Below are 22,617 nucleotides of genomic sequence, written 5' to 3'. Positions count from 1 at the left end.
GATGATAGATAATGCGTTATGGTTGTTTGCCATGTGCCTGGTTCTGGGCAGTGGCGTTGGCTTGCTGGCTGGTTTGCTCGGTATCGGAGGCGGACTGGTAGTGGTGCCTGCACTGGTATGGCTGTTGCCTCGGGCAGGAATCGGCAGTGAGCTGGTAATGCATATTGCATTGGCGACCTCACTGGCCAGTATTGTACTGACCTCTGGCTCGTCAGCCCGTAATCACATCAGACTGGGAAATGTTGATTTCTCGATTGTGAAAACACTGGCACCTGGGGTGATTATCGGTGGCCTTGGCGGTAGCGTGATCGCCGAGCTGGTGCCGACGGCACTGCTGCCGAGAATTTTTGCCGTGATTGTGCTGCTGTTGGCACTGCAAATGCTGGCGTCGATGCGTTTTACCAATATGCGCCCTTTGCCCGGGCCTATGGCGACGGTATGTAGTGGCGGGATCATTGGGGTTGTGTCGAGTCTGGCCGGGATTGGCGGAGGATCGTTGACCGTGCCTTACCTCAGCTTGCACGGTGTTGAAATGCGCCGCGCGATCGGCAGTGCCTCACTGTCGGGGGCACTGATTGCGGTAGCGGGAATGGTGGGATTTATTACCGCGGGGATCGGTGACGAGACGCTGCCGCCGATGAGTATTGGTTATGTGTATCTTCCGGCATTGCTCGGTATTGTAATGACCTCAATGCTCACGACCCGTTATGGTGCTGCTTTGGTCAGCCGTTTGCCGACCATGACATTGAAAAAGATATTTGCCGTCTTCTTGCTGTTTATCAGCTTGGAGATGTTTTTGGGATAATTGATTAGGACGGGAAGAGCGCAAACGGTGCGTTTTCTTTCCTCCCTGCTTTCTGAGATAGATTGAATGAGCCAAGGTTATTTGACGTTTCCAAACATTGACCCGATTTTGATTGAGATTGGCCCGCTAGCGATACGCTGGTACGGCTTGATGTATCTGCTGGGGTTTGTCTTTGCCATGTGGCTGGCTAACCGCCGGGCGGATAAGCCGGGTAGCGGCTGGACCCGGGAGCAGGTCAGCGACCTGTTGTTTGCCGGCTTCCTCGGTGTCGTCCTTGGCGGGCGTATCGGCTATGTGCTCTTTTATAACTTCGACCTGTTTTTGGATAATCCGCTCTATCTGTTTAAGGTATGGACGGGCGGCATGTCGTTCCATGGCGGATTGCTCGGTGTCATTACCGCGATGTTCTGGTATGCCTATAAGCACGGGCGAACCTTTTTCAACGTAGCAGACTTTGTCGCACCACTGGTGCCGTTTGGTCTGGGAGTTGGCCGCTTGGGCAACTTTATCAATGGTGAGTTATGGGGACGAACATCGGATGTTCCATGGGCCATGGTGTTTCCGACTGGCGGACCGCTTCCACGCCACCCGTCCCAGCTCTATGAGTTTTTCCTCGAGGGCCTGGTATTGCTGATTATCCTGAACTTGTTTATTCGCAAACCGCGCCCTGCCGGGGCGGTGTCGGGGCTGTTCCTGTTCGGTTACGGTAGTTTCCGTTTTATCGTCGAGTACTTCCGTGAACCGGATGCCCATTTGGGGCTGTTTGGCGGTTGGATTAGCATGGGGCAGATCTTGTCTTTGCCGATGGTGATCGGTGGTTTGCTGATGATGCTGTGGGCGTATAAAACCCAGCCGAGAAATACCACCGCGTAAGCGCAGACGTTTTGACCAAGGCAGCACTCAAGGGTGCTGCCTTTTTTGTATTCTGATAATATTGGGCGCAACTGTACCTTACTGGTACAGCTGAGAAATTAACGGGCAGGATGATGAAACAATATTTGGATCTGTGTCAGCGGATTGTCGATGACGGTGTATGGATTGAGAATGAACGAACCGGCAAGCGTTGCCTGACAGTGGTAAATGCAGACTTGACCTATGATGTGGCAAATAACCAGTTTCCTTTGATCACAACCCGCAAGAGCTACTGGAAAGCGGCTATTGCGGAGTTGCTGGGCTATATTCGTGGTTATGACAATGCCGCCGACTTCAGGGCCCTGGGAACCAAGACCTGGGACATGAATGCCAACGACAACCAGGCGTGGCTGAACAACCCGCACCGCAAGGGGCACGATGACATGGGCCGGGTATACGGGGTTCAGGGGCGGAGCTGGCGCAAGCCGGATGGCTCGACCATCGATCAGCTGCGCAAGATTGTCGATGATCTCAGCCGGGGCATTGATGACCGCGGCGAGATCCTGACGTTCTATAACCCGGGTGAGTTTGATATGGGCTGTCTGCGCCCGTGCATGCACACCCACACGTTCTCGTTACTGGGCGATACCCTGTATCTGACCAGCTATCAGCGTTCTTGCGATGTGCCGCTTGGCCTGAACTTCAACCAGATCCAGGTCTATACCCTGCTGGCATTAATGGCACAGATCACGGGCAAGAAGCCGGGTCAGGCTTACCACAAGATCATCAACGCCCACATCTACGAAGACCAACTGGAGCTTATGCGAGATGTCCAGCTTAAACGCGAGCCGTTTCCTTCACCTCAGCTGAATATCAACCCAGACATCAAAACGCTGGAAGATTTGGAAACCTGGGTGACGATGGATGACTTTGAAGTAGTGGGCTACCAGCACCACGAGCCAATCAGGTACCCTTTTTCTGTATAAAACTGTTTCCCGGGGTAACAAATAAACACAGCTGAAATACTTTGCTTGCCCGGAACAGAAATGCAGAACAACAAAAAGCCCCGCAATGCGGGGCTTTTTTGATGGACCGTTGGTAGCGGTTGCGAGGACTTAGGCCGTCACTGCCAGGATAGTACTTGGAATTGCAACAAAGACGAGGCCAAGGTAGCCGGCAACAGCCATTTTGTTCTTGGTCGCCAGCTCACCCAGGAAGAAAGCGGCTTTCAGTGGTAGCTCACGTAGTAGCGGGATACCAAAGATAAACAGGGTTGCCAGCACGTTGAACGACAGGTGTACCAGAGCAATTTGCAGGGCAAATACCGCATTGTCGCCAGAGATTGCCGTTGCAGCCAGCAGGGCTGTGATACACGTACCGATGTTGGCTCCCAGGGTGAAAGGATACACATCACGTACCTTCAGCACTCCGGTACCTACTAGCGGTACCATCAGGCTGGTCGTCGTAGAAGAAGACTGAACCAGAATCGTCACGATTGAACCAGAGGCGATACCGTGAAGCGGGCCACGGCCGATTGCACTCTTGAGGATTTCACGGGCACGGCCAACCATCAGGCTGCGCATTAGCTTGCCCATAGCCGTAATGGCTACGAAGATCAGAGCAATACCGATGAAAATCAGAACGACGCCACCCATGTTGCCAAATGCTTCCAGTGGGCCTTTTACGACTTCCACGGCAGGCTTGGTTAGCGGCTTCATGAAGTTAAGTCCCTTCATGCTCATATCGCCAGCATCCATCATAGGCGATACCAGCCATGACGATACTTTGTCTAGCAGGCCGAACATCATCTCTAGTGGCAGGAAGATCACAACAGCAAGTAGGTTGAAGAAGTCGTGGACTGTTGCGCTTGCAAACGCACGACGGAACTCATCCTTGCAGCGTGCATGGCCAAGGCTAACCAGGGTGTTGGTCAGGGTTGTACCGATGTTGGCACCCATTACCATTGGGATTGCCGTCTCAACCGGCAGGCCGCCAGCAACAAGGCCGACGATGATTGAAGTAACAGTACTGGACGACTGAATAAGCGATGTTGCCACCAGACCAATCATCAGACCGGCGATAGGGTGGGAAGCAAATTCAAACAGCGTTTTAGCCTGTTCGCCTACCGACCATTTAAAGCCGCTGCTGACCATTGAGACAGCAACAAGTAGAACGTACAGCATGAACGCCAGGTTTGCCCAGCGGACCCAGCGCATAGAGCTGTTCATTGGCTCAGCAGTAGTGGCTTGGGTAGTCATAATCATTTCTCCATGACAAGAAGATGTCGTTTGGGTTTCATTTATTTGAAATCTGGAGGCGATGGTAGAGATCGAATATTTCAGAAATATGACACTGTCTGTCATAAAGTATATTTGTGCTTATTTTGTGACCAGAAAGACGATAAAGAAGTGTAATTATTACTTTACCTTTCGACTTAAGGTGTTGTTTTTATTGTGTTATTATTATTTGTCTGAAATCCGTAATAAACGAGATATTTTGCTCCTTAATGAGTGAAAATCAGCTATTTTTTCCATCTATTGAGCAAATTGGCAGTAGGAAATAAGACGCTTTATGACAGCATAAAATTTATTATGCGGATATTACTTTGTTATGGCTCCAATAATTCGGTTTTTCCGAGTCTTAATCTCTAAACAAACGATTTCCCACATCAGTAGTGTGACGACTAAACTAAATTTACACATTCGTTGTGATATTTGTTTCATGTAAAGGAGTTACGGTCGATGACCGATGCAATTCGTAATTTTCTGAAATTAGAGTCCGCCGGCGGCATTATTTTGATTATCGCTGCTGCGATCGCAATGATGGTTGCGAACTCGCCATTGGAGCCTCTTTACAACGGGACGCTGCATTCCTACGTTGCAGGTCTCTCTGTATCGCATTGGATCAACGATGGTCTGATGGCTATTTTCTTCTTGCTGATTGGCTTGGAAGTAAAGCGTGAGCTGATCGAAGGCGCACTAAATACGAAAGAGAAAGCGATCTTCCCGGCAATTGCTGCTGTTGGTGGAATGGTTGCACCGGCTTTGGTCTACTTTGCCTTTAACTTTTCCGACCCTATGGCGGCCAAAGGCTGGGCAATTCCTGCCGCGACCGATATTGCCTTTGCATTAGGTGTGATGGCACTGCTGGGGCCGCGAGTACCGGTATCGCTAAAAGCCTTCTTGCTGGCGCTGGCGATTATTGATGACCTTGGCGTTATCGTCATTATTGCGCTGTTCTACAGCAGCGACCTGTCTACCATCGCATTGGCTGTGGCCTTCGCGGCGACGACAGCACTGTTTGTCATGAATGCCAAGAATGTTACCAAGTTGTCCTGGTATATAGTCGTTGGTTTGATCCTGTGGTTTAGTGTGTTGAAATCTGGCGTACATGCCACGCTGGCCGGTGTTGTACTTGGCTTTGCGATTCCGCTCTCGGGTGAGGATGGTAGCTCTGAGAAGCACTCGCCGCTGAAGCACCTGGAGCATGCTCTGCACCCGTATGTTGCGTTCCTGATTCTGCCGTTGTTTGCATTCGCCAATGCCGGTATCTCACTGGAAGGCGTATCGGTTGAAAGCCTGACATCGATGCTGCCGCTCGGTATTGCCCTCGGTCTGCTCGTTGGTAAGCCGCTGGGGATCTTCTCGGCGAGCTACCTGGCGGTGAAGAGCGGCATTGCGAAACTGCCTGACGGCATCGGCTTTACGCATATTTCGGCAGTGTCAGTGCTGTGTGGTATTGGCTTTACCATGTCTATCTTTATCTCGTCGCTGGCTTTTGTCGGCGCACCTGATGACTTCAGCACCTACTCGCGTCTAGGGATTTTGTTGGGGTCAACGTTATCAGCGGTATTGGGTTATTTCTTACTGAGCCGTTCTCTGCCAAAAACGGAGGCATAATATGAAGCGTTATCTTCTAACCGTTGCATTACTGACATCATCAGCAGCCATCGCGGCACCTGATTATGACAGTTGCATCAATAACAGTAACACGGAAGTTTGTCAGGCCTACCTGGCCGGTCTTAGCCATGGTAAGGCTAGCGTTGAAGACACCGCGATGATTGAGCAGGATGAGACATTCCGCTCACGCGCGCTGGAGCAACGTGTAGGAGAGCGTTACCGTAAGACTGTCCAGTTCGAGAAAAAGTCGATTCAGTCGACAAACTGACGAGATATATGCTCGCTTAATCATTCCCGCGATGATTATGGTTGAAGACCCCGGAGGCACAGCGTAAGCTGCGCGTCTGGGGTTTTTTATATCTGGGAAGTTAGCAAAACAGGATGTCTCATCTAAATTACAACCACCTCTATTATTTCTGGATGGTTTGCAAGCAGGGCTCGGTAACCAAAGCCGCGGACGCCTTGTTTCTGGCCCCGCAGACGGTTACCGGTCAGATCCGGGCATTGGAAGAAAGGCTCAAGGGCAAGCTGACCAAACGCGTCGGACGGAACATCGAGCCGACCGAGCTGGGGCAGCTCGTGTTTAAGTATGCCGACAAGATGTTTGACCTGAGCTACGAGATGCTGGATATCGTTAACTATACCCAGCGTGAAAACCAGTTGCTGGAAGTAGGGGTCGCTGATGCACTCTCCAAGCGCCTTGTTAGCAAAATCTTGCTTGAAGGGGTCCCGGAAGACGAGCGGATTCACCTTCGCTGTTATGAGTCAACCCACGAGATGCTGCTGGAGCAGCTCTCGCAACACAAGCTGGATATGATCCTCTCGGACTGTCCGGTGGACTCGACCCAAAGCCCTGGCCTGTATAGTAAAAAGCTGGGTGAGTCGACCATGAGTTTTTTCTGTTCCAAGCCGGCCAAGGCACTTAACTTTCCCGCCTGTATCGAAGATTACAAGCTGCTGGTGCCGGGGCGCCGTACCGCCATGGGCCGCAAGTTGCACCATTGGTTTGATCAGCAGGGGATCACCCCGAACATTCTCGGTGAGTTTGATGATGCCGCGCTGATGAAGGCGTTCGGCTCCTACCACCAGTCCATGTTTGTTGCGCCTTCTATCTATGCCATGGAGATTGTTGAGTCCAATACCATCTGCGAAGTGAAGCGGGTGAAGGAGATCAAGGAAGAGTATTATGTGATTTTTGCAGAACGCATGATCATGCACCCGGCGGTAAAGAAGATCTGCGAGGCAGATTTCGGTAAGATGTTTAAATAATGTTGCTAATTTCCGGCTGTTAGCACGGAAATTCAACATTGATGGCTAGTAAACCCGGCATAAATTAAGTACATTAGCATTAACTTAATTTTAATAATGGTGGAAGAATGGAACTGCAGCAGATGGAGCAGAATGCTCCCAAGGCCGTAGCATTGCTGAAAGCCATGGCGAATGAACGACGTTTGTTTATTCTGTGCTACTTGCTGGAAGGGGAAATGTCCGTGGGAATGATGAGTGACAAGCTGGGCTTGAGCCAGTCTGCACTCTCTCAGCATTTGGCATGGCTTCGTCGAGACGGGTTGGTTGAGACCAGGAAAGTGGCTCAGACGGTTTACTATCGCCTCAAGAGCGAAGAAGTTCGGGCGATGATCGAGCTGCTGCACAAAATGTATTGCAGTGCAGAAAATACCAATGAAGCGTAAGGTCTGAATTTCAGGCATAAAAAAACCGGCTGATGCCGGTTTTTTTAATGCTCAATCGCAACTCTTCAATTAAAGAGCTTTGATTTTCGCAGCTAGACGTGCTTTATGACGTGCAGCCTTGTTTTTGTGGATCAGGCCTTTAGTAGCCATGCGGTCCATAACAGGTTGCATTTCAGCGAACGCCTGAGAAGCAGCTTCTTTGTTGCCAGCTTCGATAGCAGCGATAACTTTTTTGAAGAAAGTGCGCATCATTGAACGACGGCTAGCATTGTGCTGGCGACGTTTCTCAGAAGTGATAGCACGTTTCTTAGCAGATTTGATATTTGCCAAGGGTGTAACTCCCAAATTCTTGGTACGGTGACAATTTAAGGCCGAGGACTATGCCTGCAAAACCAAAGATTGTCAAATGATTTGTGCAAATAACCGCCTAACCAACAGAGTTGGCACTTGCGGATTAACACGGTTAATATGGCGGCAGATTTTACCAGCTTTTCGCCCTGTAAGTCACCTTTCTGGGCTATCTTTATGAGGTTTTTTTTGTGAGTAAGCGTCTTTTGCGCTCCGGACTGATAGTCAGCACTATGACTTTGGTCTCTCGGGTGCTGGGTTTGGTGCGAGATGTGGTGGTGGCTAACCTGATGGGAGCAGGAGCCGCGGCAGATGTTTTCTTCTTTGCCAACAAAATCCCTAATTTTTTACGTCGTCTGTTTGCCGAGGGGGCCTTTTCCCAGGCATTTGTCCCGGTACTGACAGAAAGCCATGCTTCTGAAGATATGGACAAGACCCGGCTGCTGATTGCGCGGGCCTCGGGTACCCTGGGGGTTATCGTATCGGTCGTGACCTTGTTTGGGGTGCTGGGCTCCGGGATTGTGACCGCCCTGTTCGGTGCCGGTTGGTTTCTTGACTGGTTAAACGATGGACCGTCGGCCCCCAAGTTCGAGCTGGCCAGCCTGCTGCTGAAAATTACCTTTCCTTATTTATGGTTTATTACCTTTGTTGCCCTGTCCGGGGCGATTCTCAACACCTTGGGTAAGTTTGCCGTTTCGTCTTTTACTCCGGTGTTTCTCAATGTCGCGATCATTGGCTGTGCGTGGTTTTTGGCTCCCAATCTGGAGCAGCCGGAAATCGGCCTGGCTATCGGGGTCTTTCTGGGGGGGCTAATACAGTTTTTGTTCCAGATCCCCTTCCTATATAAAGAGGGAATGCTGGTTAAGCCGCAATGGGGATGGAACGATCCTGGCGTTACCAAAATCCGCACTCTGATGATCCCGGCCCTGTTCGGGGTCTCCGTCAGCCAGATTAACCTGTTGTTTGATACCTTCATTGCCAGTTTCCTGATGACTGGCTCGATTAGCTGGCTGTACTACTCGGACCGTTTGCTGGAGTTCCCGCTCGGGTTGTTCGGGATTGCGATAGCCACGGTGATCCTGCCGGCCCTGTCTCGCAAGCATGTCGAGAAGAGCAGCGAGCATTTTGCCCAGACCATGGACTGGGGCGTCCGCATGGTATTGCTGCTGGGGATCCCTGCGATGCTGGGACTGATGGTGCTGGCCAAGCCGATGCTGATGGTGCTGTTTATGCGTGGGGAATTTTCCCCAGCGGATGTCGAACAGGCGTCGCTGTCGTTGCTCGCCTATGCGTCAGGGTTATTAAATTTCATGCTAATCAAAGTGTTGGCTCCGGGCTATTATGCACGCCAGGACACCAAGACGCCGGTGCGCTACGGCATTATCGCGATGCTGACCAATATGGTGTTTAATGCGATTTTTGCCTACCTGTATGGCTACATCGGACTGGCATTGGCAACGGCACTGTCGGCGCTGGTGAATGCCTCCTTACTCTACCGAGGCCTCCACCGTGCCAATGTCTACCGGGTATCAAAAACAACATTGCTGTTTGTCCTGCGTCTGGTGTTTGCCGGGGCGGTGATGGTTGCAGCCCTGTTGTGGCTGTTGCCGGCTATGAGCCAGTGGCTGGCCTGGAGCCTGAGCTACCGGGTTCTCTGGTTGGCTGGTCTGATTGCTCTCGGTGCTGCGGCCTATTTGGTGACGGTGCTTGTACTGGGAGTCCGTCTGCACCATCTGAAGGCCGAGGGATGATTGCCTCTATTAATGTGGTGAACTAGTCAGAATCTGATTCAGATTGGTATGATGGGCGCAGAGTAGTATATAATCCGTCAGTTTTTCACTCTGCGAAAATGAAAGCGGCGCATGGAATTAATCCGAGGTATACATAATATCAAGCCAGAGCATCACGGTAACGTGTTGACGATTGGTAATTTTGATGGTGTTCACTTAGGCCACCAGGCGGTGCTGCGCCGGGTTCTGGCCAAAGCGCATGAGCTGGGATGCCCGGCCACGGTAATGAGCTTCGAACCGCAGCCGATGGAACTATTCGCAGGTGAAAAGGCGCCGGCAAGGCTGACACGTTTTCGTGATAAGTACTTGCAGTTGAAGCAAGTTGGTGTAGATCGTTTGCTTTGCGTCAATTTTAATGCCCATTTTGCCGATATGTCGGCGCAAGATTTTGTTCGCCGCTTGTTGGTCGAGCAATTGGGTGTTAAGTTTCTGGTAGTCGGCGATGATTTTCGCTTCGGCAAGGGCCGCAGCGGAGATTTTGCTATGCTGGTAGCAGCCGGCAAGGAATATGGCTTTACCGTTGTCAGCACACAGAGTTTCTGTGTTTCTGAACAAAGGGTCAGCAGCACGGCGATTCGCCAGGCGCTGGCAAGTGACAACTTGCAGCAGGCCGAGGTGATGCTGGGCCGCCCGTATAGTATAAGCGGGCGGGTATCCCACGGACGAAAACTTGGCCGTACAATCGGCTTCCCGACGGCAAATGTTCCTCTCAAACGGCGTGTGTCACCGGTGTCCGGTGTCTATGCGGTCGAGGTCTTCGGCGTCGAAGGTGCTCCCGTTCCGGGAGTGGCCAATGTCGGCCGGCGGCCGACAGTCAATGGTGTACGCCAGCAACTAGAAGTACACCTGTTTGATTTCCAGTCTGATCTCTACGGGCATCAGATTGAAGTCGTGCTGCACTATAAGCTGCGTGACGAAATAAAATTTGAATCATTTGATGCGCTAAAAGCGCAAATAGAGCGTGATGCTCAAACGGCACGGGTGTGGCTGTCTGAGCGTAATAATGTCCAACTTCGCCCAAGTAACGGAATCGAGAATCAATGAGCGACTATAAAGATACCCTGAACCTGCCTGAAACAGGGTTTCCGATGCGAGGCAATCTAGCCAACCGTGAGCCTGCGATGCTTAAGCGTTGGTATGATGAAGATCTTTACGGTGAGATCCGTAAAGCCAAGAAGGGTAAAAAATCCTTCGTATTACACGATGGCCCTCCATATGCCAACGGTGATATTCACATTGGTCACGCACTGAACAAGATTCTTAAAGACATTATTATTAAGTCAAAGACTCTTTCTGGCTTTGATGCACCTTATATCCCGGGCTGGGACTGCCACGGTCTGCCAATCGAACTGATGGTAGAGAAGAAAGTCGGCAAGCCGGGCCACAAAGTGACGGCTGCGGAGTTCCGCGAGAAGTGCCGTACCTATGCTGCCGGTCAGGTAGAAGGCCAGAAAGAAAGCTTCATTCGCCTGGGGGTACTGGGTGAGTGGGACAAGCCTTACCGTACAATGGATTTTGCAACAGAAGCGAACATCATTCGTTCTCTGGGCAAGATTGCCGATCAGGGCCACCTGCTAAAAGGTTTCAAGCCTGTTCACTGGTGTACGGACTGTGGTTCTGCATTGGCAGAAGCGGAAGTTGAGTATAAAGATAAAGTCTCGCCATCTATCGACGTGAAGTTCAAAGCTGTCGATGAAGCGGCCGTTGTTGCCAAGTTTGGCTGTGCGGATGGCCACGAAGGCCAGGGTGATGTCTCGATTGTTATCTGGACAACAACACCTTGGACACTGCCGGCGAACCGTGCGGTTGCTATCCGTGATGATCTTGAATATGTGCTGATCCAGACTGAAGTCAGCTCTGATGGTGAACAAGCGCCTCAGCGTCTGATCGTCGCGGCTGAGCTGGCAAAAGAGGTTATGGATCGCGCCGGTATCGAGCACTTCCACAACCTTGGCTTCTGTAAAGGTGCGGATCTGGAGCTAATGCGCTTCAACCACCCGTTCTACAGCTTTGACGTACCGGCAATCCTTGGCGATCACGTCACAACCGAATCGGGTACTGGCTGTGTACATACCGCGCCTGGCCACGGTCAGGAAGACTTTGTTGTCGGCCAGAAGTATGGTCTTGAAGTGGCTAACCCAGTCGGTAGCAACGGTGTGTATCTGCCTGATACTGAACTGTTTGCCGGCCAACACGTATTCAAAGCCAACGATGCTGTAGTTGAAACGCTGAAAGAGCACGGTGCGCTACTTCACCACCATGCCTATGAGCATAGCTACCCGCATTGCTGGCGCCACAAGACGCCGATCATTTTCCGTGCAACACCACAGTGGTTTGTATCGATGGATCAGGCGGGTCTACGTGCCAAGGCACTAGAAGAAATCAAAAACGTACAGTGGATGCCGGAGTGGGGCCAGAGCCGTATCGAAGGTATGGTTGAAGGCCGTCCGGAGTGGTGTATCTCACGCCAGCGTACCTGGGGTGTGCCGATTGCCCTGTTCGTTCATAAAGAAACACAGGAACTTCACCCGAACTCGCCTGAGCTGATTGAAAAAGTTGCCAAGCTGGTTGAAGAGAAAGGTATTCAGGCATGGTGGGATCTTGACCACGCCGAGCTGATGGGTGAAGAAGACGCAGCAAACTACGAGAAGGTACTGGATACCTTGGATGTATGGTTTGACTCTGGTGTTACCCACTTCTCAGTGGTTGATAGCCGCGAAGAGTACAACGGCAACGCAGCCGATCTGTACCTGGAAGGTTCGGATCAGCACCGTGGCTGGTTCCAGTCGTCGCTGATTTCGTCTGTGGCGATGAAAGGCAAGGCACCTTACAACCAGGTTCTGACTCACGGTTTCGTGGTTGACGGCCAGGGCCGCAAGATGTCGAAGTCTATTGGTAACGTCGTTGCACCTAAAGATGTCACCAACAAGCTGGGTGCCGACATTCTGCGCCTATGGGTTGCCTCGACTGACTATACGGGCGAAGTGGCTGTTTCTGATGAAATCCTTAAGCGTTCTGCTGATGCATACCGCCGTATCCGTAACACGGCACGTTTCTTCCTGGCCAACCTGAGCGGTTTCAACCCAGAGACAGATCTGGTAGCACCGGAAGAGATGGTGGCGCTGGACCGTTGGGCGGTGGGCCGAGCAATGGCGGCGCAGGAAGAAATCATCAAAGCGTATGATGAGTACAACCTGCACACAGTTACTCAGCGCCTGATGCAGTTCTGTTCTATCGAAATGGGCTCTTTCTACCTTGATGTGATCAAGGACCGCCAGTACACCGCGAAGAGTGGTGGCCACGCGCAGCGTAGCTGTCAGACGGCGCTATATTACATCGTCGAGGCACTGGTTCGCTGGATGGCACCGATTATGTCGTTCACTGCCGATGAGATCTGGAACGAGATGCCGGGTGAGCGCGAGAAGTTCGTATTCACGGGCGAGTGGTTCGACGGCCTGTTCGGCCTGGGTGAAGGCGAAGAGCTGAACAACGAGTTCTGGGCTGAGATCCAGCAGGTACGTGGTGCCGTGAACAAGCTGCTTGAAGGTGCGCGTAAAGATAAAGTGATTGGTGGTGCTCTGCAGGCAGAAGTCACCCTTCATGCTAACGAAGCACTGGCAGCGAAGCTGAACAAGCTGGAAGACGAGCTGCGCTTTGTGATGCTGACATCGAAAGCGGAAGTCGTGGTTGCCGACAGCAAGCCGGAAGGTGCGCAGGATACTGACGTTGAAGGTCTGTTCGTGACAGTTGCGGCTTCGGAAGCGGCGAAGTGTGACCGTTGTTGGCACCATGTGGCCGATGTGGGCACGATCGAAGGGCACGAAGAAGTATGTGGTCGCTGTGTGAGCAACATCAGCGGCGAAGGTGAAGAGCGTAAGTTTGCCTAATGACTAAGTTATCGCCGAAACAAACGCTGTCGCTTAAACAATCTGGAGTTCGCTGGCTGTGGCTGGCAGCTCTGGTGTTTGTACTCGACATTGGCAGCAAGCTCCTGGTCATGAATACCATGGAATACGGTTGGCCTAACCGTATTGAGCTGTTGCCGTTCTTCAATCTGCTTTATGTCCATAACTACGGGGCGGCATTTAGCTTTTTGAGTGATGCGGGAGGTTGGCAGCGCTGGTTGTTTACGGCGATTGCACTGGCGGTATGTAGTCTGTTGGTATTCTGGATGCGTCGTTCTCCGGCGTCGAACCGATTGGCCAACAGCGCCTATGCCCTGATCATTGGTGGTGCACTCGGTAATCTGTTTGATCGCCTGTATCATGGCTTTGTTGTTGACTTCCTTGATTTTTACGTCGGAACCCATCATTGGCCGGCATTCAATATTGCCGATATTGCTATTTGCTGTGGTGCCGGGCTGATTATTTTGGAAGGCTTCTTAGCTGACAAGAATAAACAACCAGTTAACCGCTAAAAGCCGTTACAAGCTATAACCCTGAGCGCTGTCCGTTGATACGGGCGGCGCTTTGTTGTTAAATGGGCGGATAAAATATAACGGACACTACACAAAAGGACCCTACATGTCGGTAATTACGGAAAGCAGTGAAGTACTGATGCACTTTGCCATCAAGCTGGAAGATGGCTCGGTAGCAGAGTCGACCCAGGCGATGGGGAAGCCGGCAAAATTCCGGATGGGTGATGGTAGCCTGACGGATAATTTTGAAAAGTGTCTATTGGGATTGGTCGCAGGCCAGACAAGCAGTTTTACGCTTGAGCCGGAAGATGCATTTGGTCTGTCCAACCCCGATAACATCCACCATGTGGATTTAGCCAGGTTCGGAGCCGATGCGCCGGCCGAGGTGGGAACCATCATCGCTTTTGCCGGCCCTGATGGTAACGATATTCCCGGAATTATAACTGACGTTGTCGGTGACTCGGTGACTGTTGACTTCAATCACCCGCTTGCAGGACAACGTGTCACCTTTGATGTCGAAGTTGTGACCATAGATAATTAAGAGCTGTTAGCAATGAAAATCTTATTAGCCAATCCACGCGGCTTTTGCGCCGGTGTTGACCGTGCCATCAGTATTGTCGAGCGCGCACTCGAAATGTATCAGCCGCCAATCTATGTCCGCCATGAAGTCGTCCATAACCGTTTTGTGGTTGAGGGGCTCAAGCAGCGTGGTGCTATTTTTGTCGAAGAGCTGCATGAAGTCCCTGATGACAATATTGTGATTTTCTCTGCCCACGGCGTCTCGCAGGCGGTGCGCAACGAAGCCAAAGCCCGTCAACTGACGGTATTCGACGCAACCTGTCCGCTGGTAACCAAGGTCCATATGGAAGTGGCTCGAGCCAGCCGCCGCAATATGGAAGTTGTCCTGATCGGCCATGCCGGCCACCCTGAAGTCGAAGGGACCATGGGGCAATATGCCAGCGAAACCGGCGGGATGTATCTGGTCGAGACACCGGAAGATGTGGATAAGCTAACAGTCAAAGATCCATCTAACTTGCATTATGTTAGCCAGACGACCCTGTCGGTAGATGAAACGGCGGATGTGATCGACAAGCTGCGCCAGGTGTTCCCGGACATTCAGGGGCCGCGTAAAGACGATATCTGCTATGCCACCCAGAATCGCCAGGACGCAGTGCGCGAAATGGCCGAGACTGTCGATGTGATGATCGTGGTGGGGTCGAAAAACTCCTCGAACTCCAACCGCTTGCGCGAACTGGCAGAAAAGCTCGGTACGCCGGGATTCCTGACGGACTGCCCGGAAGATGTCGAGGCTGTCTGGTTTGAAGGCAAAAGCAAGGTCGGTGTTACTGCGGGCGCATCGGCACCGGAAGAGCTGGTCAACCAGATCATTGAGCGCATCCGGCAGTTGAGCGGTGCGGAAGTGGAAGAGCTAAGCGGCCGTGAAGAAAATATGTTCTTCGAAGTACCGCGTGAGCTACAGGTTAAAAATGTCTAGCTAGACGGTACAAATCGAATCTCAAATTAAGCCCCGGCCACTGCCGGGGCTTTTTTTATATTCACCAACAGGCTACATTGTCGTAATACAAACAAGATCCAGAAACAGGGAGACTAGACGCAATGGTTAGAATTGCGATTGCTGGAGCGGCAGGACGCATGGGCCGCCAGCTGCTAAAAGCTACACACCTTTCCGAGCAGGCACTGCTGGGGGCGGCGACAGAACGCAGTGGTTCGACGCTGGTGGGCGCAGATGCCGGTGAGTTGGCCGGTGTCGGGGTTGTATCTGTGGCTATTGTCGATGATTTGGCGGCGGCTAAAGATGACTTCGATGTCCTGATTGATTTTACTGCACCGGTAGCCACGTTGGCGAATATCGAGTTTTGCCGTCAGCATGGCAAGAAAATCGTCATTGGGACGACCGGTTTCAGCGATGACGAGCGCTTGTTGATTGACAAGGCGGCGGAGCATATGCCGGTTGTAATGGCTCCTAACTATAGCGTCGGGGTGAACCTGGTGTTTAAGCTGCTTGAGAAAGCTGCCAAGGTGATGGGCGACTATTGCGATATCGAGGTCATCGAAGCCCACCACCGCCACAAGGTTGATGCGCCGTCGGGAACTGCGATTGGTATGGGCGAGGCGATAGCCGGTGCGATGGGGAACCAGCTCAATGATGTTGCGGTGTATGCCCGTGAGGGGATCACCGGTGAACGCAGCCGGGATGAAATCGGTTTTGCCACAATCCGTGCCGGCGACATTGTCGGCGAGCATACCGCGATGTTTGCCGATATTGGCGAGCGGGTGGAAATTACCCATAAGGCCACAGATCGCATGACGTTTGCCAATGGCGCTGTGCGTGCTGCAGCATGGCTGAACAATAAAGAGCCAGGCTTCTACACCATGCAGGATGTGCTGGGACTGGACGAGCTGTAAGCTGGTTTTTTTAGATTGACTCCCTCTTCTGGGCACCTTGGTGATCCAGAAGAGGTGAGGAGATATGCGCCTTGTTGTCGCCTTTGCATAAACAGTGGTTTGTGTTGTTGTTTTTCTGCTGTTTTATTTTCACTTCCTTTTTTTCTCGCATACTCTCTCTTTTCTTTTGTTTTTGTGCCTCTTAATTTTGTTTTGCGGCCTGAACTGCAAAACCGTGGCTTAACTTTTATATTTTTGGTTTTTTTTCTTGGTTTTGTTGTTTGTGTTGTTTGGTGAATTTTAGCAAACGATAAAATGAGAACGGGTGTCATTCTTTAGGCCTAAAAACCACAGAAAGCTTGTTATTTTTACGCCTTTGGTGGCTTTATGGTGTAAGGTTGATATAAATTAAATTTATTTTTGTCGATTTCTTGACAGAATTATCTGCGATCTCTAGACTGCGCGGAATTTGTCAAAAATCAGCTTGACTCGCTTTTTGACTTTGTATGGAATGGGTAGTTGCAAGTTTATCTGTTTTTGTTGCATGATTATTTTTTTTGGAGGTTGTCTTGAGCAAATCTGCGCTGTTAGTCCTTGAAGATGGGACAGTGTTCCGCGGCGTGTCCATAGGGGCAGATGGTTCGGCCGTTGGTGAAGTTGTTTTTAACACCTCGATGACGGGGTATCAGGAAATTCTCACTGACCCCTCTTATTCCCAACAGATTGTTACTCTTACCTATCCCCATATTGGCAACACCGGAACCAATTCCGAAGACGAAGAATCCTCCTCAATCCACGCGCAAGGCCTGGTCATTCGCGATCTTCCCCTCATTGCTTCAAACTTCCGTAATCAACAATCCCTTTCTGACTACCTTAAATCACAAAACATTGTCGGTATTGCCGATATTGATACGCGTAAGCTGACACGCGTGTTGCGTGAAAAAGGTGCGCAGAACGGCTGCATTATGGCAGGCGACAGCCTGGACGAAGCACTGGCGCTGGCGAAGTCAAAAGAATTTCCTGGCCTGAAAGGCATGGATTTAGCTAAGGAAGTGACCACGGCTGAAACGTACCAGTGGAAGCAGGGGTCATGGACACTGGAAAATGGCTTGCCTGAAGCCAAAGATGATAACGAACTGCCGTATCACGTGGTTGCCTATGATTTTGGTGCCAAACGTAACATCCTGCGTATGCTGGTTGACCGTGGCTGCCGCCTGACGGTAGTCCCGGCCCAGACTTCGGCAGAAGAGGTGTTGGCACTGAACCCGGATGGCGTGTTCCTGTCAAACGGCCCGGGTGATCCGGAGCCTTGTGACTACGCGATTGAAGCCACTAAGGTCTTTTTGGATAAAGGGCTGCCGATTTTCGGTATCTGCCTTGGCCACCAGATCCTGGCACTGGCAAGCGGTGCCCAGACGGTGAAAATGAAGTTCGGCCACCACGGTGCGAACCACCCGGTTAAGGATCTTGACCGCGATGTCGTCATGATCACTTCCCAGAACCACGGTTTTGCCGCTGATGAAGCGACGCTGCCTGATAACCTGCGTGCAACGCACAAGTCGCTGTTCGATGGCTCCCTGCAGGGAATACACCGTACCGACAAGCCAGCATTCAGCTTCCAGGGTCACCCGGAAGCAAGCCCTGGCCCGCATGATGCAGCGCCACTTTTTGATCACTTTATCGAATTAATTAAGCAGCACAGCGCCTAAGCCGGAGTAGTAAGAGATGCCAAAACGTAATGACATTAAAAGTGTTCTGATTCTGGGTGCTGGCCCAATTGTTATCGGTCAGGCCTGTGAGTTTGACTATTCGGGTGCGCAGGCCTGTAAGGCGCTGCGTGAGGAGGGATACCGCGTTATCCTGGTTAACTCCAACCCGGCTACCATCATGACCGACCCGGACATGGCCGATGCCACCTATATCGAGCCGATCCACTGGGAAGTGGTTCGCCGGATCATTGAGAAAGAACGTCCGGACGCTGTACTGCCGACCATGGGTGGTCAGACGGCGCTTAACTGTGCGCTGGATCTTGAAAAGCACGGTGTGCTGGAAGAGTTCGGTGTCGAGATGATTGGTGCAACGGCAGATGCAATCGATAAAGCCGAAGACCGCTCTCGCTTTGACAAGGCAATGAAATCCATCGGTCTTGAATGCCCGCGTGCCGATACAGCGAAAACCATGGAAGAGGCTTACCGAGTGCTCGATATGGTTGGCTTTCCTTGTATCATTCGTCCGTCATTTACTATGGGGGGAACTGGTGGCGGTATCGCGTATAACAAAGAAGAGTTTGAAGAAATCTGCCGTCGCGGTTTGGATCTGTCACCGACCAACGAACTGCTGATTGATGAGTCGCTTATCGGTTGGAAAGAATACGAGATGGAAGTGGTTCGTGATAAGAACGACAACTGCATTATCGTATGCTCAATTGAAAACTTCGATGCCATGGGTATCCATACGGGTGACTCCATCACAGTCGCGCCTGCCCAGACGCTGACTGACAAAGAATACCAGTTGATGCGTAACGCCTCTCTGGCGGTACTGCGTGAAATCGGCGTAGAAACCGGTGGTTCAAACGTTCAGTTTGGTATTAACCCGAAAGATGGCCGGATGGTTATCATCGAGATGAACCCGCGTGTATCCCGCTCTTCTGCGCTGGCATCGAAAGCCACAGGCTTCCCGATTGCTAAAATCGCAGCCAAGCTGGCTATCGGCTTTACCCTTGATGAACTGATGAATGACATTACCGGCGGTGCGACCCCGGCATCGTTCGAACCGACAATCGATTATGTTGTTACCAAGATCCCTCGTTTTAACTTCGAGAAATTTGCCGGTGCCAACGACCGTCTGACGACTCAGATGAAGTCGGTTGGTGAGGTGATGGCGATTGGCCGTAACCAGCAGGAATCGTTGCAAAAAGCCCTTCGCGGCCTGGAAGTTGGTGCGACTGGGTTTGACGAAATGGTTGACCTTGATGCACCGGATTCATTGACCAAGATCCGCCACGAGCTGAAGGATGCCGGTGCCGAGCGCATTTGGTACGTTGCTGATGCCTTCCGTGCCGGCCTGTCGGTAGACGGTGTGTTCAACTTGACCAACATCGACCGTTGGTTCCTGGTTCAAATCGAAGATCTGGTCAAGCTTGAGGCACTAGTGAAAGAGGGCGGTTTTGCCGGCCTGAATGCAGATGTCCTCCGTCAGCTTAAGCGCAAGGGCTTTGCCGATGCGCGTCTGGCGAAGCTTCTGGGTGTTGCAGAAACTGAAATCCGCAAACTGCGTGATCAGTACGATATTCACCCGGTTTACAAGCGCGTTGATACCTGTGCGGCCGAGTTTTCGTCAGATACTGCCTACATGTACTCATCCTATGATGAAGAGTGTGAGGCTAACCCGACGGACAATGACAAGATCATGGTACTGGGCGGCGGTCCAAACCGTATCGGTCAGGGGATTGAGTTCGACTACTGCTGCGTACATGCCTCTCTGGCACTACGAGAAGACGGTTACGAAACCATCATGGTTAACTGTAACCCCGAGACGGTATCAACCGACTACGATACCTCTGACCGTCTGTATTTTGAACCGGTTACGCTTGAAGATGTACTGGCGATTGCCCGTGTTGAAAAACCAAAAGGTGTGATTGTGCAGTATGGTGGCCAGACGCCGCTGAAACTGGCACGTGCATTGGAAGCTGCTGGGGTGCCAATTATCGGTACCAGCCCGGATGCGATTGACCGTGCAGAAGACCGTGAGCGTTTTCAGGCTGCGGTTGAACGTCTAGGCCTGTTGCAACCCGATAATGCCACGGTCACGACTATGGAGCAGGCCGTTGAGAAGTCGAAAGAAATTGGTTTCCCGCTGGTTGTCCGTCCGTCATACGTACTGGGCGGCCGTGCAATGGAAATTGTTTATGACGAGTCTGACTTGCGTCGTTACTTCAACGAAGCGGTGAGCGTGTCGAATGAATCCCCGGTACTGCTTGACCGCTTCCTGGATGATGCAACAGAAGTGGATGTCGATGCGATTTGCGACGGTGAGCGGGTGGTGATTGGCGGTATCATGGAGCATATCGAGCAGGCGGGTGTTCACTCGGGCGACTCGGCATGTTCACTACCTGCTTATACGCTAAGCCAAGAAATTCAGGATGTTATGCGTCAGCAGGTTGAGAAGCTGGCCTTTGAGCTAGGTGTTCGTGGCCTGATGAACACCCAGTTCGCGGTGAAGGACAACGAAGTCTACCTAATTGAGGTGAACCCGCGTGCCGCGCGTACGGTACCGTTCGTCTCGAAGGCAACTGGTGCGCCGCTGGCGAAAATTGCCGCTCGTGTAATGGCCGGTCAGTCTCTGGAATCTCAGGGTTTTACCAAGGAAATCATTCCTCCTTACTACTCAGTGAAAGAAGTGGTATTGCCATTTAACAAGTTCCCGGGTGTTGACCCACTGTTGGGGCCTGAAATGCGTTCTACCGGTGAGGTGATGGGCGTGGGTGATACGTTCGCCGAGGCGTTTGCCAAGGCGGAACTGGGTTGTGGCAAGGAGAAGCTGGCCAAGGGCCGTGCTTTGCTATCTGTTCGTGGTAATGACAAACAGCGTGTGGTTGATCTGGCTTCTAAGCTGGTGAAACAGGGCTACGAGCTGGATGCGACTCACGGCACAGCCGTTGTGTTGGGTGAAGCGGGTATCAACCCTCGCTTAGTGAACAAGGTACACGAAGGCCGTCCTCATATCCTTGACCGTATCAAGAACAATGAGTACTCCTACATCGTAAACACTGCCGAAGGGCGCCAGGCGATTGAAGACTCTAAAGTACTTCGTCGCGGCGCGCTGGCTGAGAAGGTGAACTATACCACCACCCTCAATGCTGCCTTTGCGACTTGTATGGCCTGGACAGCCGATGACCGTAACAAGGTCACATCGGTACAGGAGCTTCATGCACGTCTTAACAACGCCTAACGGTTGTTGTCGAGACGAATGAGCAGCCCGCCTTGTGCGGGCTGTTTTGTTATTGGTACTCGAGCTGCGGCATTTATATTTTCTGTCAAATTCGCAGGGATACTGCTTGAACTGACAACTGAATTGCGTACAATTGGCGGCGTCGCATAAGCGATAAATTTTTTGGAGACTTTAATGAACGATACCGACCATCCCCCGAGTATGAAGGTGGAAAATCAAACCCGCTAACGGTGTCGGTCTCCTGTGATTCCGAGCCAGCCCGGGTTCGGAATAGTATGTCTTGTATCTTTTCTTTTTTGATATCTTTCCTGACAAACCATTCCTGGTTTTCTTACCTATTTCTCAATATTGAATGTCGCTAATTTGTAATAAATGACAGGCTTTATGCTGTCGGCTATCTGGGCTTATTTGCTGTCCGGTTCCGGTAGTATTCGGCACATTTATGCTGGTGTATAGCGCCATTCTGGTGGTCGTTACCCATGCTACGTCTGATAGGGCGGGCATTGCCAATCGGGAGATTCGCCATGGCGGTAATGAACTATGCAGCTCAGTCTGTAGCTGCAACAGAAAATCTTGGTCAGAACGATGTTCTGGCAGTACGTAATGCTTTTTTGAAATACAACATTGAAGAGCAGGCCACTCTGCTGGCGAGAATGCCGATTTCAGAGGCGATTGCGGTGTTACATGAGTGTCCGTTGCGTCATGTTCAGACGCTGCTGGATCTGTTGGATGAGATGAACGAACACGTTCGGATGCGTCATTTGGCCAACGGGCTTGGCTTGATCTGCTCTGAAGCCGAACCGGCCGGACACTACCTGAAAAACAGTGTGTTCAGTCACGTTCGCGAGCGTATCGGCTGGATCGTCGGCTTAGCATTGCTGGGGATTGTCTCGGGCCTCATCATCTCTCACTACGAGGACACCTTGAGCCAACTGGTATTACTGGCAATTTATATGCCGGTGATCGCCGCTGCCGGGGGAAACACCGGCTCTCAGGCTGCCACTTTGGTAGTCAGGGCATTGGCGATGGAAGAAATACGGTGCCGGGACTGGGTGGCCGTGATGTGGAAAGAGTTCCGGGTCGCAATTGTGATTGCTGCGGTACTGGCTGTGGTGATTGTCGGCCGGGTATTGATGTTCAGCGACAGTACGGCTCTGCCGATGGGGATGCAGTTGCATGACATTGCGCTGGCAATCGGTATGGCTATATCGCTGCAGGTTGTCCTCTCGACGACTGTCGGTGGTATCTTGCCAATGATCGCGAGGGCTTGCCGGCTGGATCCGGCAGTGCTGGTCAGCCCGGTACTGGCTTCGGTGGTTGATATTACCGGGATGATGATCTACTTCACCACGGTGAACTGGATGCTGGGTCTGGCGTAAGTTTTGTGCCCCTATAGTAGGGGCATAAACTTCGAGGATGCTGTTTTTGCCCCTCCCATTTTCAAGGGGAGGGTTAGGGT

General features: G+C 51.6%; 20 protein-coding genes. 17 read left to right on the top strand and 3 right to left on the bottom strand.

From position 1 onward, the window contains the following. The first annotated feature begins 1 nt into the window (after nucleotide 1). The 3 genes from L4D19_RS24050 (at nucleotide 2) to L4D19_RS24040 (ending at nucleotide 2,643) form a co-directional block, all read left to right on the top strand. Nucleotides 2–805, top strand: coding sequence for a sulfite exporter TauE/SafE family protein (locus tag L4D19_RS24050; protein WP_428454567.1), 804 nt, complete (start codon nucleotides 2–4; stop codon nucleotides 803–805). Nucleotides 806–871: 66 nt separating this feature from the next. Further along, a complete protein-coding gene (gene lgt / locus L4D19_RS24045) occupies nucleotides 872–1,678 on the top strand; it encodes a prolipoprotein diacylglyceryl transferase (protein ID WP_160649614.1) in 807 nt (268 codons plus the stop codon). 113 nt (nucleotides 1,679–1,791) lie between these two features. After that, a complete protein-coding gene (locus L4D19_RS24040) occupies nucleotides 1,792–2,643 on the top strand; it encodes a thymidylate synthase (RefSeq protein ID WP_428454607.1) in 852 nt (283 codons plus the stop codon). A 129-nt stretch (nucleotides 2,644–2,772) separates the two neighbouring features. Here the strand turns inward: L4D19_RS24040 and L4D19_RS24035 are convergent, their stop codons facing one another. After that, nucleotides 2,773–3,915: a Na/Pi symporter gene (locus L4D19_RS24035; RefSeq protein ID WP_160649617.1), complete on the bottom strand. Its 1,143-nt coding sequence runs from the start codon at nucleotides 3,913–3,915 to the stop codon at nucleotides 2,773–2,775. Nucleotides 3,916–4,398: 483 nt separating this feature from the next. Between L4D19_RS24035 and nhaA the strand changes: the two genes are divergently transcribed. The 4 genes from nhaA to L4D19_RS24015 all read left to right on the top strand — a co-directional run bounded on the left by nhaA (nucleotide 4,399) and on the right by L4D19_RS24015 (nucleotide 7,247). Further along, on the top strand, nucleotides 4,399–5,556 hold the full coding sequence (gene nhaA, locus L4D19_RS24030) for a Na+/H+ antiporter NhaA (RefSeq protein WP_160649618.1): 1,158 nt from the start codon (nucleotides 4,399–4,401) through the stop codon (nucleotides 5,554–5,556). Between the two features lies 1 nt (nucleotide 5,557). Continuing rightward, entirely contained in the window at nucleotides 5,558–5,824 is a 267-nt protein-coding gene (locus L4D19_RS24025) for a hypothetical protein (RefSeq protein WP_160649619.1), read from the top strand. Between the two features lie 113 nt (nucleotides 5,825–5,937). Beyond that, nucleotides 5,938–6,825, top strand: coding sequence for a transcriptional activator NhaR (gene nhaR / locus L4D19_RS24020; protein WP_075762542.1), 888 nt, complete (start codon nucleotides 5,938–5,940; stop codon nucleotides 6,823–6,825). Between the two features lie 107 nt (nucleotides 6,826–6,932). Further along, nucleotides 6,933–7,247, top strand: a complete 315-nt coding sequence (locus L4D19_RS24015; protein ID WP_075762541.1) for an ArsR/SmtB family transcription factor — start codon at nucleotides 6,933–6,935, stop codon at nucleotides 7,245–7,247. A 69-nt stretch (nucleotides 7,248–7,316) separates the two neighbouring features. Here L4D19_RS24015 and rpsT read toward each other — a convergent pair whose 3' ends face one another. Further along, entirely contained in the window at nucleotides 7,317–7,577 is a 261-nt protein-coding gene (gene rpsT, locus L4D19_RS24010; protein WP_075762540.1) for a 30S ribosomal protein S20, read from the bottom strand. 209 nt (nucleotides 7,578–7,786) lie between these two features. On the opposite strand from rpsT, the gene murJ reads away from it, so the two are divergent. From murJ to dapB, 7 genes are all read left to right on the top strand, one after another. Next, nucleotides 7,787–9,346 (top strand): murein biosynthesis integral membrane protein MurJ, encoded by a 1,560-nt coding sequence (gene murJ / locus L4D19_RS24005; RefSeq protein WP_428454566.1) that lies wholly within the window; start codon nucleotides 7,787–7,789, stop codon nucleotides 9,344–9,346. Nucleotides 9,347–9,457: 111 nt separating this feature from the next. Next, nucleotides 9,458–10,429: a bifunctional riboflavin kinase/FAD synthetase gene (ribF, locus tag L4D19_RS24000; protein ID WP_428454565.1), complete on the top strand. Its 972-nt coding sequence runs from the start codon at nucleotides 9,458–9,460 to the stop codon at nucleotides 10,427–10,429. Further along, the gene (gene ileS, locus L4D19_RS23995) at nucleotides 10,426–13,272 is read left to right on the top strand and encodes an isoleucine--tRNA ligase (protein WP_428454564.1); all 2,847 of its coding nucleotides are present in this window, start codon (nucleotides 10,426–10,428) and stop codon (nucleotides 13,270–13,272) included. The genes ribF and ileS overlap by 4 nt, the downstream gene beginning before the upstream one ends. Then, nucleotides 13,272–13,802 (top strand): signal peptidase II, encoded by a 531-nt coding sequence (lspA, locus tag L4D19_RS23990; protein WP_075762536.1) that lies wholly within the window; start codon nucleotides 13,272–13,274, stop codon nucleotides 13,800–13,802. Before ileS ends, lspA begins: the two co-directional genes overlap by 1 nt. Before the next feature lie 106 nt (nucleotides 13,803–13,908). Next, nucleotides 13,909–14,343: an FKBP-type peptidyl-prolyl cis-trans isomerase gene (gene fkpB, locus L4D19_RS23985; protein WP_428454563.1), complete on the top strand. Its 435-nt coding sequence runs from the start codon at nucleotides 13,909–13,911 to the stop codon at nucleotides 14,341–14,343. 12 nt (nucleotides 14,344–14,355) lie between these two features. Beyond that, the gene (ispH, locus tag L4D19_RS23980; protein WP_428454562.1) at nucleotides 14,356–15,297 is read left to right on the top strand and encodes a 4-hydroxy-3-methylbut-2-enyl diphosphate reductase; all 942 of its coding nucleotides are present in this window, start codon (nucleotides 14,356–14,358) and stop codon (nucleotides 15,295–15,297) included. 122 nt (nucleotides 15,298–15,419) lie between these two features. Next, nucleotides 15,420–16,229, top strand: a complete 810-nt coding sequence (gene dapB, locus L4D19_RS23975; protein ID WP_428454561.1) for a 4-hydroxy-tetrahydrodipicolinate reductase — start codon at nucleotides 15,420–15,422, stop codon at nucleotides 16,227–16,229. On the opposite strand, the gene L4D19_RS23970 is transcribed toward dapB, so the two are convergent. Continuing rightward, nucleotides 16,190–16,540, bottom strand: a complete 351-nt coding sequence (locus L4D19_RS23970) for a hypothetical protein (RefSeq protein WP_428454560.1) — start codon at nucleotides 16,538–16,540, stop codon at nucleotides 16,190–16,192. The genes dapB and L4D19_RS23970 overlap by 40 nt on opposite strands. 237 nt (nucleotides 16,541–16,777) lie before the next feature. Here L4D19_RS23970 and carA point away from each other — a divergent pair, with 237 nt between their 5' ends. The 3 genes from carA to L4D19_RS23955 all read left to right on the top strand — a co-directional run bounded on the left by carA (nucleotide 16,778) and on the right by L4D19_RS23955 (nucleotide 22,537). Then, nucleotides 16,778–17,917, top strand: a complete 1,140-nt coding sequence (carA, locus tag L4D19_RS23965) for a glutamine-hydrolyzing carbamoyl-phosphate synthase small subunit (RefSeq protein ID WP_428454559.1) — start codon at nucleotides 16,778–16,780, stop codon at nucleotides 17,915–17,917. Between the two features lie 16 nt (nucleotides 17,918–17,933). Then, complete coding sequence (carB, locus tag L4D19_RS23960) at nucleotides 17,934–21,158, top strand: carbamoyl-phosphate synthase large subunit (RefSeq protein ID WP_428454558.1); 3,225 nt, start codon at nucleotides 17,934–17,936, stop codon at nucleotides 21,156–21,158. A gap of 524 nt (nucleotides 21,159–21,682) precedes the next feature. Then, entirely contained in the window at nucleotides 21,683–22,537 is an 855-nt protein-coding gene (locus L4D19_RS23955) for a magnesium transporter (protein ID WP_428454557.1), read from the top strand. The last annotated feature ends 80 nt before the right edge of the window (nucleotides 22,538–22,617 follow it).

This window comes from Photobacterium kasasachensis (assembly GCF_050336885.1).
Classification (GTDB): domain Bacteria; phylum Pseudomonadota; class Gammaproteobacteria; order Enterobacterales; family Vibrionaceae; genus Photobacterium; species Photobacterium kasasachensis.
The sequence above is the reverse complement of the archived record's forward strand: the minus strand, read 5'-3'. Positions and strand labels throughout refer to the sequence as shown.

Bases quoted from the DNA above. Each gene is read 5' to 3' on its own strand.
- L4D19_RS24050 (WP_428454567.1), top strand. From the start codon at position 2: ATGATAGATAATGCGTTATGGTTGTTTGCCATGTGCCTGGTTCTGGGC.
- lgt (WP_160649614.1), top strand. From the start codon at position 872: ATGAGCCAAGGTTATTTGACGTTTCCAAACATTGACCCGATTTTGATT.
- L4D19_RS24040 (WP_428454607.1), top strand. From the start codon at position 1,792: ATGAAACAATATTTGGATCTGTGTCAGCGGATTGTCGATGACGGTGTA.
- L4D19_RS24035 (WP_160649617.1), bottom strand. From the start codon at position 3,915: ATGACTACCCAAGCCACTACTGCTGAGCCAATGAACAGCTCTATGCGC.
- nhaA (WP_160649618.1), top strand. From the start codon at position 4,399: ATGACCGATGCAATTCGTAATTTTCTGAAATTAGAGTCCGCCGGCGGC.
- L4D19_RS24025 (WP_160649619.1), top strand. From the start codon at position 5,558: ATGAAGCGTTATCTTCTAACCGTTGCATTACTGACATCATCAGCAGCC.
- nhaR (WP_075762542.1), top strand. From the start codon at position 5,938: ATGTCTCATCTAAATTACAACCACCTCTATTATTTCTGGATGGTTTGC.
- L4D19_RS24015 (WP_075762541.1), top strand. From the start codon at position 6,933: ATGGAACTGCAGCAGATGGAGCAGAATGCTCCCAAGGCCGTAGCATTG.
- ribF (WP_428454565.1), top strand. From the start codon at position 9,458: ATGGAATTAATCCGAGGTATACATAATATCAAGCCAGAGCATCACGGT.
- ileS (WP_428454564.1), top strand. From the start codon at position 10,426: ATGAGCGACTATAAAGATACCCTGAACCTGCCTGAAACAGGGTTTCCG.
- lspA (WP_075762536.1), top strand. From the start codon at position 13,272: ATGACTAAGTTATCGCCGAAACAAACGCTGTCGCTTAAACAATCTGGA.
- fkpB (WP_428454563.1), top strand. From the start codon at position 13,909: ATGTCGGTAATTACGGAAAGCAGTGAAGTACTGATGCACTTTGCCATC.
- ispH (WP_428454562.1), top strand. From the start codon at position 14,356: ATGAAAATCTTATTAGCCAATCCACGCGGCTTTTGCGCCGGTGTTGAC.
- dapB (WP_428454561.1), top strand. From the start codon at position 15,420: ATGGTTAGAATTGCGATTGCTGGAGCGGCAGGACGCATGGGCCGCCAG.
- L4D19_RS23970 (WP_428454560.1), bottom strand. From the start codon at position 16,540: ATGACACCCGTTCTCATTTTATCGTTTGCTAAAATTCACCAAACAACA.
- carB (WP_428454558.1), top strand. From the start codon at position 17,934: ATGCCAAAACGTAATGACATTAAAAGTGTTCTGATTCTGGGTGCTGGC.
- L4D19_RS23955 (WP_428454557.1), top strand. From the start codon at position 21,683: ATGGCGGTAATGAACTATGCAGCTCAGTCTGTAGCTGCAACAGAAAAT.